12 protein-coding genes are annotated in these 11,089 nt (G+C 65.6%); 4 read left to right on the top strand and 8 right to left on the bottom strand.

What is annotated here, in order from left to right; translation table 11 throughout:
• The 6 genes from ACI3K3_RS24570 to ACI3K3_RS24545 all read right to left on the bottom strand — a co-directional run.
• Positions 1-1,319: S41 family peptidase (locus ACI3K3_RS24570; RefSeq protein WP_404918558.1), on the bottom strand; the 1,319-nt coding region annotated here is incomplete at its 3' end.
• A 169-nt stretch (positions 1,320-1,488) separates the two neighbouring features.
• Positions 1,489-2,727 carry a murein hydrolase activator EnvC family protein gene (locus ACI3K3_RS24565; protein WP_404918556.1) on the bottom strand — a complete coding sequence of 413 codons (1,239 nt, stop codon included), beginning with the start codon at positions 2,725-2,727 and terminating at the stop codon, positions 1,489-1,491.
• Between the two features lie 215 nt (positions 2,728-2,942).
• On the bottom strand, positions 2,943-3,368 hold the full coding sequence (locus ACI3K3_RS24560) for a 23S rRNA (pseudouridine(1915)-N(3))-methyltransferase RlmH (protein WP_313434578.1): 426 nt from the start codon (positions 3,366-3,368) through the stop codon (positions 2,943-2,945).
• A 192-nt stretch (positions 3,369-3,560) separates the two neighbouring features.
• A complete protein-coding gene (gene rsfS / locus ACI3K3_RS24555) occupies positions 3,561-3,959 on the bottom strand; it encodes a ribosome silencing factor (RefSeq protein WP_313434577.1) in 399 nt (132 codons plus the stop codon).
• A 129-nt stretch (positions 3,960-4,088) separates the two neighbouring features.
• Positions 4,089-4,799, bottom strand: coding sequence for a nicotinate-nucleotide adenylyltransferase (locus ACI3K3_RS24550; protein ID WP_404918553.1), 711 nt, complete (start codon positions 4,797-4,799; stop codon positions 4,089-4,091).
• 31 nt (positions 4,800-4,830) lie between these two features.
• Positions 4,831-6,147 (bottom strand): glutamate-5-semialdehyde dehydrogenase, encoded by a 1,317-nt coding sequence (locus ACI3K3_RS24545; protein WP_404918551.1) that lies wholly within the window; start codon positions 6,145-6,147, stop codon positions 4,831-4,833.
• 288 nt (positions 6,148-6,435) lie between these two features.
• On the opposite strand from ACI3K3_RS24545, the gene ACI3K3_RS24540 reads away from it, so the two are divergent.
• Together ACI3K3_RS24540 and ACI3K3_RS24535 are read left to right on the top strand one after the other, a co-directional pair.
• Complete coding sequence (locus ACI3K3_RS24540; protein ID WP_404918549.1) at positions 6,436-7,557, top strand: M23 family metallopeptidase; 1,122 nt, start codon at positions 6,436-6,438, stop codon at positions 7,555-7,557.
• A gap of 4 nt (positions 7,558-7,561) precedes the next feature.
• Positions 7,562-7,987, top strand: a complete 426-nt coding sequence (locus tag ACI3K3_RS24535) for a polymer-forming cytoskeletal protein (RefSeq protein WP_404918560.1) — start codon at positions 7,562-7,564, stop codon at positions 7,985-7,987.
• A 94-nt stretch (positions 7,988-8,081) separates the two neighbouring features.
• Here ACI3K3_RS24535 and ACI3K3_RS24530 read toward each other — a convergent pair whose 3' ends face one another.
• Positions 8,082-8,789 (bottom strand): DUF1013 domain-containing protein, encoded by a 708-nt coding sequence (locus tag ACI3K3_RS24530; protein WP_404918547.1) that lies wholly within the window; start codon positions 8,787-8,789, stop codon positions 8,082-8,084.
• Between the two features lie 154 nt (positions 8,790-8,943).
• Entirely contained in the window at positions 8,944-9,945 is a 1,002-nt protein-coding gene (locus tag ACI3K3_RS24525; RefSeq protein WP_404918545.1) for an NAD(P)H-quinone oxidoreductase, read from the bottom strand.
• Positions 9,946-10,034: 89 nt separating this feature from the next.
• On the opposite strand from ACI3K3_RS24525, the gene ACI3K3_RS24520 reads away from it, so the two are divergent.
• On the top strand, positions 10,035-10,253 hold the full coding sequence (locus tag ACI3K3_RS24520; protein ID WP_313434571.1) for a DUF1192 domain-containing protein: 219 nt from the start codon (positions 10,035-10,037) through the stop codon (positions 10,251-10,253).
• Positions 10,254-10,389: 136 nt separating this feature from the next.
• The coding region (locus ACI3K3_RS24515) for a Clp protease N-terminal domain-containing protein (protein WP_404918543.1) at positions 10,390-11,089 on the top strand (700 nt) is incomplete at its 3' end.

Below are 11,089 nucleotides of genomic sequence, written 5' to 3'. Positions count from 1 at the left end.
CCGGCGGTGCGGCGCAGCGTATCGATGGCATAGGCAAGCTGGAAGTCTTCGATGCCCTGCTTCTTCAGATCCTCTGCCGAGGCCTTGAAGCGGGGGTCGTCCTTCTTGTCGGTTTCCAGTTCCTTGTCGTCCAGCGAGGCCTCGTTGATGAGATGGCCGCGCAGATCGGATTCGCGCACGGCCCGCTCGGCGCGGGCGCGGGCATCGGGGTCGGAAAGCTGCGGAACCTTGATGTCCGGCATGATGCCGCCTTCCTGCACCGAATGGCCGGACGGCGTGAAGTAACGCGCGGTGGTCAGCTTCACGGCGCTGTTCTTGTCGAGCTGGATGAAGGACTGGACCGAGCCCTTGCCGAACGTGCGTTCGCCCATGACGACGGCGCGATGCTGGTCCTGGAGCGCGCCGGCGACGATCTCGGATGCCGAGGCCGATCCGGCATCGACCAGCACGACGATCGGCATGCCCTTCACGATATCGCCCTTGAACATCGATTCGGCGCGGTAATACTGGTTCTCGCTGGCGATGCGGCCGCGCTGCGACACGATCACGCCCTTGTCGAGGAACAGGTCGGACAATGCCACGGCCTCGTCCAGCGAGCCGCCGGGGTTGGACCGCAGGTCGAGCACGAGGCCGTCGAGCCGGCTTCCCTTGGTGGCAGCCTGCTTCTTGAGATCGGCGATGCCCTTGTTCACGAAGTTGCCGACATCGCGCGAGAACTCGTTCACCGAGATCACGCCCACTTCGTTCTTCAGTTCCCAGGTCACCGGTTCCAGCTCGATCACGCCGCGCGTCACGGTCACGTCGAAAGGCTTGTCCCGGCCGGGACGGAAGATCGTCAGGCGGATCGAGGTGCCGGCCTGACCGCGCATCTTGGACACCGCCTCGTCCAGATCGCGCTCGTAATAAAGCACGCCGTCGAGGTGGGTGATGTAGTCGCCCGCCTTGAGGCCGGCCTTTTCCGCCGGGCTGCCCTTGAACGGGGAGACGATCTTCACCGCGCCGTCATCTTCCACGACGGAGAGACCAAGGCCGGTGTAGTTGCCGTCGATCATGGTCTCCAGCCGCTGGAGCGAAGGACCGTCGAGATAGTTGGAATGGGGATCGAGGCTGGCCAGCATGCCGTCGATCGCGCCCTTGATCAGCTTGTCGTCGTCAACCTGGTCGACGTAGTTGGCCTTGACCAGTTCGTAGATCGTGAAAAGCTTGCTGAATTCGGGATTCACGCGGCTGTCCACCGCGGCAAGACCGGACGTCGCCACGGGAAGGGCGGCAACGGCCGACACCAACAGGGCAGCGCGCATCAGGGGTGCGAATTTCATCGGGCGATAAGGCCTTTTCGTACGTCACGCCGGCTGAAAGCCGGGAGGAAGAACTTGACTGTAATCCTACAGAGCCGCCCGCACAATTGCCTAGGACGTAAACTTGGAACGCGGCGGAAGCATTGCGTATCCTGGGGCTTTGAGGATGAATGGAGGGTTGCGGGCGCGTCTAAAGTGATCGGATATATTGTAGAGGGTTAACCGCCTCCCCCCGCCGACGCAGTTCCACCATGATGCGCGGATCGCCCGGCCCGGTCGCTCCCAGCGGTGCCCCGGCCACCACCTGGCGGCCCACCTCGACATCGAGCCGGGTCATTCCGGTGATCAGCGAAGTCCAGCCGCCGCGATGCTCGATGATCGCGATGCGGCCATAGCCGCGATAAGGGCCCGCGAAGGCGACTCGCCCGGCAGCCGGCGCGACGACCTGGGCATTGGCGCGCGTGGCCAGAGTCAGGCCCCGCGATGCCGCCTGGCCGGGCAACATCTCGCCGAATCCCGTCAGGAGGCGGCCGGTGACCGGCAGCATGTAGCTCGCCAGTCCTTCGGGAACCGGCACGAACTGCGAGGCTTCGATCACGCGCGCTTCCTCAGGCCGGGGAGGTCGCATCGTCGGACCGGGCAAGGCGGCAAGCTGTTCGCGCAGAGCGCCCTGCTCTCCCATGAGGTCGACCAGATCGCCCAGATCGCGCGCCTTTTCCGACAGGGCCAGCGCCCGCTCCCCTTCGCGCGCGGCGATGCCGCTGGCGGCGCGACCGGCAAGGCGCTGGCGGGATTCGAGCACGGCCAGGGCCTGTCGCCGTTGGCGCATCTGGCCTTCCATCTCGGCCAGCACATGACCGGCCGCCCGCGCCTGCTGTTCCAAAGCCCGGCCGCGCTCTATCTCGGCGCGCAGGCCGCGCGTGCGACGTTCCACCTCGGGCATCATCGTATCGAGCAGCGCGCGCAGATAGACCGCATCCTGCACCGACCCCGGACGCAGCACGGCCAGGAGCGGCGGACGACGTGACAGCCGCTGGAGTGAACCGGTCAACCGGGCAAGCGGGGCCTGCTTTTCCGCAAGGCGCTCCCGCAGGTCCACCCGCTCCAGCGCGATGAGCCGTACCTGCGCCCGCTGGGCGGCGATGGCGGCTTCGGTTTCCTGGATGCGCGCGGCAAGAGCGGCGGTTTCCCGCGCTGTCCGTTCGGCCTGCTCGGTCACCTGACGCGCCTTGGCCTCCAGCTTTTCGGCACGGTGCCGGGCTGCGTCGCTCTCGCGCCGTGCCGCGAGCATGTCGCGCTGAGCGGAAGTGGCATCCGCCGCGGGATCGAGGATCGCCAGAGAACCGGTTTGAGTCAGCCCCTCCCCCGCGAGCACGACTACGCCTGCCGCGAGGACGGCAAAGAGGGTGATGGAGGATCGCGACGTCACGCCGCGACGATTAGGGCAGCGCGAGTCCGGCGAAAAGAGGAAAGCGCCGCTTCTAAGGAAATGCCGGTATGTCGCGAATCGAAGCAACGTCATCCTGAACTTGGTTCAGGATCCATTTCTGACCATCGGCGGTGGTTTGCGTTGCAAGATAGATCCTGAACCAAGTTCAGGATGACGGGCTTTGGGGCAAAGGCAGCGCGCCTCTCTGCAGTCGATCACCCCGATCGGTGATAGGGATGGCCCGCCAGGATCGCAGTCGCGCGCCAGAGCTGCTCGGCCAGCATCGCGCGGGCCATGAGGTGGGGCCAGGTCATCTTGCCGAAGCACAACAGATGATCGGCCCTTGCCCGTGCCTCGTCGCCGTGACCATCGGCAGCGCCGATCAGGAACCGGCACTCGCGCACGCCCTCGTCTCGCCAACGGCCGAGCAGCGCGGCGAACTCCTCGGAACTCATCGCCTTGCCGCGCTCGTCCAGCAGAACTTCGCGATAAGGAGTATGCGCCGGCGGCGGCACCTTGCCGCCCACGTCCGGCAGCTCGCTATGCCGGAACGGCCAGGTCAGGCGCTTGGCATAGCGATCGAGCAACTCGCCCTCGGGTGAGCGGGCGATCTTGCCGCGGGCGATGATGTGAAGAAGCATGGGTGCGAGAACCCCGATCCGGGCCGGAGAAGAAGCGCCAAAGGCATGGCGAAAGCAGGCCAGAACCGAAAGAGGCCCGCCGGGCGCGAAACGACGTGCCGGGAAGCCGCGTTGAGGTCGGTTCCGGGCCCGGCTCCCAGAGGGGCCGGGGATCCGTCAGTCGCGATCCGCCAGTCGCTTTGGCGACGCCGCTCAGGCCGCGCCGGACGGTCCGTCGAAGCCCCACATCCTTTCCAGGTTGTAGAAGCTGCGCACTTCCGGGCGGAAGAGGTGGACGATCACGCCGCCGGCATCGACCAGCACCCAGTCGGCTGCCGGAAGACCTTCGATGCGGGAATGACCGAAGCCGCCCTGCTTCAGGCGCTCGCCAAGTTTCTGGGCCATCGCCGCCACCTGGCGGGTCGAACGGCCCGATGCGATCACCATGAATTCGGCGATCGTCGACTTGCCTGCCAAGTCGATGGTCACGATGTCCTGCGCCTGGTCGTCATCCAGGGATTGCAGGACGAGAGCCAACTGCGGGTCGTCTGACTCGACCGTGGCGAGGGGCGTTGCGCCGGTTGCGGCCGGCTGTATCTGTGCCTGTGGCATCTTAAGTAGGGTCTGCTCCTTTCAGCGACCGAACCGGCCTTGCATGGGATGCTTTCGCATCGAATGCCTTGCCGCGCTCGATCTGATCATTGGATTTCCGGGCATGCGTACGAGAGGCGGTTAGCCTGCTCACGCTGCATCTCCGGGTATCGGGCGGTGGGTAACATCGTCTCTCAGCGAATCGATGTCCCAATGTCCCACGGTATCGGAGCCTGCCTGCGGAAGCCTGCTTATCAGCTTCCGGGCCCACTCCGGATTGGCCTGGCGGATCGCCGTGGCCGACCGGGAATCGGGGTCGAATCGCAATGTCACCAGCGCGGGTGCGCTCCACCTTTCCGGACCACGAAGACTAGGACGGGGCCTCCGGAACCTCCCCAACCAGGCCATCGCGGGGCTCGCGACAGCGGCACCATCATACCCCGGACGGGCGATTACCGCAATCGGCATGAGTCGTGCGATCGCACGCCAGTCTTTCCAGCGATGGAACTGGGCCAGATTGTCCGCTCCCATCAGCCACACGAAGCGGCGTTTGGGGTAGCGCCGGAGAAGCTTTCTCAGCGTATCGACCGTGTATCGCGTGCCCAGTTCGCGCTCGATCGCGGTCACCCGGATCGGTGCGCGACGGGCCTGTCGCCGCGCCGAAAGCACGCGCGCGGCCAGCGGTGCCATGCCCGCTTTCGGCTTCAGCGGATTCCCAGGCGAGACCATCCACCAGACCTCATCGAGCCCGAGCGCGTCCGCCGCGAACAGGCTGATGCGCCGGTGCCCGCCATGGGCCGGGTTGAAGCTTCCCCCCAGCAGCCCGGTGATCGGCCCGTTGCGCGTTCGATGATCGGGCATGGGAAAGGCCGGCCGCCTCAGCGTGCGGACGTCAGGGCCGTTCCTGCCCGGTTCCGCGTACCAGCCACTTGTACGTGGTCAGCCCTTCGAGCGCGACCGGACCGCGCGCATGGAGTCGTCCGGTGGCGATGCCGATTTCCGCGCCCAGGCCGAATTCGCCGCCATCGGCAAACTGGCTGGACGCGTTGACCATGACGATCGCGCTGTCGACTTCCGCCAGGAATCGGTCCGCCGCTGCCGGATCGGCGGCGACGATGGCATCGGTGTGATGCGAGGAATGCGCCGCGATATGGTCCATGGCGGCATCGAGCCCATCGACGACGGCCACCGAAAGCACCGCATCCAGGTACTCGGTATCCCAATCCTCTTCGCTGGCAGGCAGCACACGCGGATCGAGCGCCTGCGCACGGGCGTCACCGCGCAATTCGCAACCGGCGTCGGCCAGTGCCCGCACCACCTCGGCCGAAGCGGGGAACTGCGTGTCGAGCAGCAGCGTCTCCATCGATCCGCAGATCCCGGTGCGGCGCAGCTTGGCGTTGAGCGCTATGCCGCGCGCCATTTCCGGATTGGCGGAAGCGTGGACATAAGTGTGGCAGATGCCGTCGAGATGGGCGAGCACCGGTACCCGCGCATCGGCCTGGACGCGTGCGACCAGGCTCTTGCCACCGCGCGGCACGATCATGTCGATCAGGCCCGCTGCCGTCAGCATCGCGCCCACCACCGCGCGGTCCTGCGTCGGCACCAGTTGGACGGCGGCGGAGGGAACGCCCGCCTGTTCCAGGCCGGCGACCATCGCCGTCAGGATCGCCCGATTGGAATGGAGCGCCTCGCTGCCGCCGCGCAGCAGTACCGCGTTGCCCGAACGCAGGCAGAGCGCCGCCGCATCGGCAGTCACATTGGGGCGGCTTTCATAGATGATGCCGATCAGGCCGATCGGAATGCGCACGCGCGAAAGCTTCAGGCCGTTCGGTCTTTCGCTTTCGGAAATAACCTCGCCCACGGGATCGGGTAGCGTCGCCACCTGCTCCACCGCATCGGCAATCCCGGCAAGGCGAGCGGGATCGAGACGCAGGCGATCGAGCATGGCATCCGTGAGCCCCTTGGCCTGACCCGCTTCGACGTCCCGTGCATTGGCTTGCAGGATAGCCGGTTCCGCCAAGCGCAGGGCGGCGGCGGCGGCGCGCAAGGCCTCGCTCTTCTGCGCATCCGTCAGGCACGCCAGCACACGCTGGGCCGCACGGCCATGGGCGCCAAGTCGCGCTACGAGCGCTTCGGGCGACTCGCCGGCAGCGACGTCCGTCTCCTTGTCGAGACGGGTGTCGGCGGCGGAAGTGGTCTGCACGTTCATGACAGCGGCCTAGCACCCTTGTGCGATACTGTCACCGAGCGGAGCAGGCGCCGCTGCGCTTTTGCCATTCTCGATAAAGCGCTTGAAAAATCCTGTTTTTTTGACGAATCAACCGAAACGGTAGATGAACGGACCAACGCGAATGCAGCACTGGTTCCTCAGTTCATCGCACGAATGAACCACCTCAACCGGATTCGGCAACGAGTCACGGCAAGTCGATTCGCCACATTGCCCGGCCCCTGCTAGCCCGCCGCTCCGGGTTCAAGCCAAAAATCACGCGGGGTCGTTTTGAAATCAACATCTGCCGGGACGCTTGCCAAGCGTCTCAAGGCGGCGTTCCCGGATCGCGAGCTGATCGTGCGATCGCAGGGACAGGTCCGCTTCATCCGTTTCTCTTCGGGCATGCAGAAAGCCGCCGCCGGCGTCGCCGTGTCGCTGGTCGGTGCCTGGTGCGTTTCGATGGGCGCCATGGCGCTGTCGCAGTTTTCCGCAAGCACCGAGCAGGCCGCGCTGGCCACGCGGGAGGCGAAAGTCGCCGATGCCGCCGGCAAAGTGGCGAAGTATCGCGAGAACCTGGACGGTACGGTGGCCGATCTTGCCCGTCGCCAGCAATTCATCGAAAAGATGATCGACGCGCATATCGGTGAGCTGCCCGAGGAAACGGAAGCGCCCGCCGCTCCGCCGACTCCGGCCTCCAAGCTCAGCGCCGCCCTGCCCGAGGCGAGCAAGCTGCAGCAGATCAAGTCCTCGCAGCTCGCGCTGGTCGATCGCCTGACCCGCTATGCCGATCACCGCGCCACGCTCGCTTCCGACACGATTCGCAAACTCGGCCTGAATCCGGCCCCGATGATGGCCCGCGCCCGTTCGAAGGTGGCGGAAGGTGGTCCGCTCGAACGCCTCGCCACCGGCGCGGATGGATCGCTGGACCCGCGCTTCCGCCGTCTTGGCCTCAGCCTTGCGCGCATGGACGCGCTGGAAAACGGTCTGGCATCGATCCCCCAGGTGCAGCCCGCACACGTCGCCTATGTCTCGTCGAGCTACGGGTACCGTTCCGATCCCTTCAACGGCAGCGCGGCCTTCCATGCCGGCCTGGACTTCCCCGGCCCGATGGGATCGCCGATCTACGCCGCCGCCAAGGGCAAGGTCTCGTTCGTGGGCCAGCGCCAGGGCTATGGAAACTGCATCGAGATCAGCCATGGCAATGGCCTGATGACCCGCTACGGCCACCTTTCCGCGTTCGGCGTCCGCGTCGGGCAGGATGTGGACGGCGGCACCCGCATCGCCGCGATGGGCAGCACCGGCCGCTCCACCGGCCCGCACCTCCACTTCGAAGTGCGCGTCAACAATCGCCCGATGAATCCGCGCCCCTTCCTGGAGGCCGCCCGCAATGTTCAGCAAGAAGCCCGATAACACCATGGTCAAGAACTTCACCAGCCACCGTACCGGCCCGACCTCGGGCTTCTCGATGCTCGGCAACGACATCACGCTCACCGGCAACGTCGAAGCCTCCGCCGATCTCCACATCGACGGTCGCGTGATCGGCGACATCACCTGCAAAGCCCTGGTCCAGGGCGAGGACAGCGAGATCGCCGGCGGCATTTCCGCCGAATCGGTGCGGATCGCCGGCACCGTGCGGGGCACGATCGCCGCGCGGGAAGTCGTCATCCTCAAGAGCGCGCAGATCATCGGCGATGTCGCCTATGACGCTCTCACCATCGAGCAGGGCGCGCGGCTGGAAGGTCGCCTCAGCCCCAATGGCGGGCAGATGCCGCCCGCGCTCGCACGCCTGCCGCACGCGGGTTCGAGCAGCGAAGCGGAAGTCGTCATCGCTGCCGAGTAAATCCGCCGGCGGCGCCCTTAGCGGCGCGCAGCAAAAAGGCCCGCGACAGTCACCTGTCGCGGGCCTTTTTGTGTCGGCGATTACCGGGAAGCGATTACTCGCCCTGGTTGCCTGCGGCTTCGGCGGCGCGCTTGGCTTCAAGCCATGCGGCGACTTCGGCTTCCTGCGCGGCTTCGCTGGCGGCGCGCGAGGCAGCCTCGCGTTCGGCGCGCAGTTCGTCGATCAGGGCCTGACGATCGTCGGTCAGACGCTCGTCGGTCTGGCCGTCGTCCTGAATCCCGGCCTTCTTCGCGGCCTTGAACACGATGGCGTCCAGCTCACGCTGCGAGCAGAGCCCCAGCGTGACCGGATCCTTGGGCGTGATGTTGGCGATGTTCCAGTGCGAACGATCGCGGATGGCCGCGATGGTGTTGCGCGTGGTGCCGATCAGCTTGCCGATCTGCGCGTCCGAAACCTCGGGATGGTTGCGCAGGATCCAGGCGATGCCGTCCGGCTTGTCCTGGCGCTTCGAAACCGGGGTGTAGCGCGGCCCCTTGGTGCGGTTCGACGTGACCGGCACCTTGAACATGCGCAGCTTGTATTCGGGGTTGGCCTGCCCCTTCTCGATTTCTTCCATCGTCAGCTCGCCCGAACGCACGGGGTCGCGACCGGTGTACTTGCTGGATGCCAGGTCGTCGGCCATCGCCTGCACTTCGAGCATGTGCAGGCCGCAGAATTCGGCAATCTGCTCGAAGGTCAACGCGGTGCTGTCGACCAGCCACGAGGCGGTCGCGTGCGGCATCAGCGGAGTGGGCTGGCTCATGTCTCTATCTCCGGCGGAAACAATAAGGGCCGCCCCTTCGCGGAGCGGCCGTACAGAGCCGATTTAGGGAAACTTTGTCCATTCGGCAAGCGAAAGCCTTGCTTTCGGCAACTCTGTTCTACGCAGCGCCGCCACGATTCGACCTGGACGCGGTTCAGACTTCCAGAACGATCTTGCCGATGTGGTCTCCCGCTTCCATCCGGGCATGGGCGGCAGCCGCCTCGCGCAAGGGGAAGCGGCGGTCCATGACCGGCCGCAGGATGCCTTCCTCGAACAGCGGCCAGGCGTTGGCGCGAATCTCCTGCGCCAGCAGCGCCTTGAAGGAATCCGTGCGCGGCCGCAGGGTCGATCCGGTCAGCGTATAGCGCCGGCTCATGACGACGGCCATGTTGAGTTCCGCCTTCACGCCGCCCTGCACGGCGATGGTGACATGGCGGCCATCGGGCGCCAGGCACTTGAGATTGCGCGAGACGTAGTCCCCCGCGATCATGTCGAGCACGAGATCGACACCCCTGCCCTCAGTGATCCGCGCGACTTCCTCCACGAAATCGGTGGCGCGGTAGTCGATTGCGTGATCGGCGCCGATCTCCAGCGCGCGGGCGCTCTTGTCCGGCGAACCGCAAGTCACGATCACGGTAAGGCCGAACTGTCGGCAGAGCATCGTCGCCATCGTGCCGATGCCGCTGGTGCCGCCGTGAATCAGGATCGTCTCCCCTTCCCGCGCCCAGCCCCGCTCGAAGACGTTGTGCCAGACCGTGAAGAGTGTTTCCGGCAGGGCCGCCGCCTCATCCAGCGCCAGCGATTCGGGCACCGGCAGGCAGGCGCCGACCTTGGCTATGCAGTATTCCGCATAGCCGCCGCCCGCCACCAGCGCGCAGATCTTCTGGCCCGGCTCCAGTTCCGTCACTCCCTCGCCCAGGGCAACGACCTGCCCCGAAACCTCGAGCCCGGGAAGCGGAGAGGCCCCCGGCGGCGGCGGGTACTTGCCCTGCCGCTGGACGACGTCCGGCCGGTTGACCCCGGCAAAGGCGACCTTGACCAGCACCTCGCCCGCGCCGGGTACCGGGACAGGCACGATAACAGGCTGCAGAACCTCGGGACCGCCGGGCGCTTCGAAGCCGATCGCCGTCATCGCGTTAGGTATGTTAACTGACATGATCATCCTGTTGCCACAGTCCCACTTTGAAGTGGAACATATTTTCAGGCCATTGACAGGGCTAAAGCACAGTCCGATGTTGCGGTGCAATGGACGAGGACGATCGACCGCGGCGGCGGTCGCCCGAAGGAGACTTCGGAGCTGCCAGCCTTCTCGCCAGCGAAAGCCTGGATCGCTTTTCGCTGGACGAACTCGATGCACGCATTGCGCTCCTCGAATCTGAAATCGAACGGATCAGGGCCCATCGTGGGAAAGCCTCGGCGCATATGCTCGCCGCGGAAGCTCTATTCAGGTCGAAGAAAGCATGATCGGCGCCACTCTTAACCCGCCACCTCGCAACAACCCGGAGCGTCCCTATATTATGAAATGAACGCGAGCCCTCCCAAAACTCATCCGCCCGGCTTCGGGCAAGGAGAGTCTCCCTCTGAAATGAAAGTCTTTTAAATGCCTAGTTTCGCGCAAAGCCTGGAAAAGACACTGCACTCGGCCCTGTCGCACGCTTCCGAGCGCAGCCACGAGTATGCCACGCTGGAGCACCTGCTGCTCGCCCTGATCGACGATCCGGATGCGGCACAGGTCATGCAGGCATGCGGCGTGGAACTTGGCGACCTCGGTGACGTGGTCCGTCAGTATCTCGACCAGGAATACCAGTCGCTCAAGACCGAGGAAAAGGGCGATCCCGCCCCCACCGCCGGCTTCCAGCGCGTGATCCAGCGAGCGATCCTGCACGTCCAGTCGTCCGGCAAGGACACCGTCACCGGCGCCAACGTGCTGGTTGCGCTGTTCTCCGAGCGCGATTCCTACGCGGTCTACTTCCTGCAGCAGCAGGACATGAGCCGTCTCGACGCCGTCAGCTACATCAGCCACGGCATCGGCAAGGGCGGCAAGCGCGTCGAGGAACGCAATTCCAAGGGCAGCGAGGAACACGCCCCCACGCCCGAGGAAAAGGCCGAGGCCAAGAACGCCAGCAAGAAGGATTCGGCGCTCGACCAGTTCACCGTCAATCTCAACGACAAGGCGCTGAACGGCAAGGTCGATCCCCTGATCGGTCGCGGCCCCGAAGTGGACCGCACGATCCAGATCCTCTGCCGCCGTTCGAAGAACAACCCGCTCTATGTGGGCGATCCCGGCGTCGGCAAGACCG

Origin of the sequence: Novosphingobium sp. ZW T3_23, assembly GCF_044987305.1 — a bacterium.
GTDB lineage: Bacteria > Pseudomonadota > Alphaproteobacteria > Sphingomonadales > Sphingomonadaceae > Novosphingobium.
This window is presented reverse-complemented; position numbering and strand designations above follow the sequence as displayed.

Excerpts from the sequence above, each read along its gene's own strand:
- ACI3K3_RS24560 (WP_313434578.1), bottom strand. The coding sequence starts at position 3,368 with ATGCTTCTTCACATCATCGCCCGCGGCAAGATCGCCCGCTCACCCGAG.
- rsfS (WP_313434577.1), bottom strand. The coding sequence starts at position 3,959 with ATGCCACAGGCACAGATACAGCCGGCCGCAACCGGCGCAACGCCCCTC.
- ACI3K3_RS24550 (WP_404918553.1), bottom strand. The coding sequence starts at position 4,799 with ATGCCCGATCATCGAACGCGCAACGGGCCGATCACCGGGCTGCTGGGG.
- ACI3K3_RS24545 (WP_404918551.1), bottom strand. The coding sequence starts at position 6,147 with ATGAACGTGCAGACCACTTCCGCCGCCGACACCCGTCTCGACAAGGAG.
- ACI3K3_RS24535 (WP_404918560.1), top strand. The coding sequence starts at position 7,562 with ATGGTCAAGAACTTCACCAGCCACCGTACCGGCCCGACCTCGGGCTTC.
- ACI3K3_RS24530 (WP_404918547.1), bottom strand. The coding sequence starts at position 8,789 with ATGAGCCAGCCCACTCCGCTGATGCCGCACGCGACCGCCTCGTGGCTG.
- ACI3K3_RS24525 (WP_404918545.1), bottom strand. The coding sequence starts at position 9,945 with ATGTCAGTTAACATACCTAACGCGATGACGGCGATCGGCTTCGAAGCG.
- ACI3K3_RS24520 (WP_313434571.1), top strand. The coding sequence starts at position 10,035 with ATGGACGAGGACGATCGACCGCGGCGGCGGTCGCCCGAAGGAGACTTC.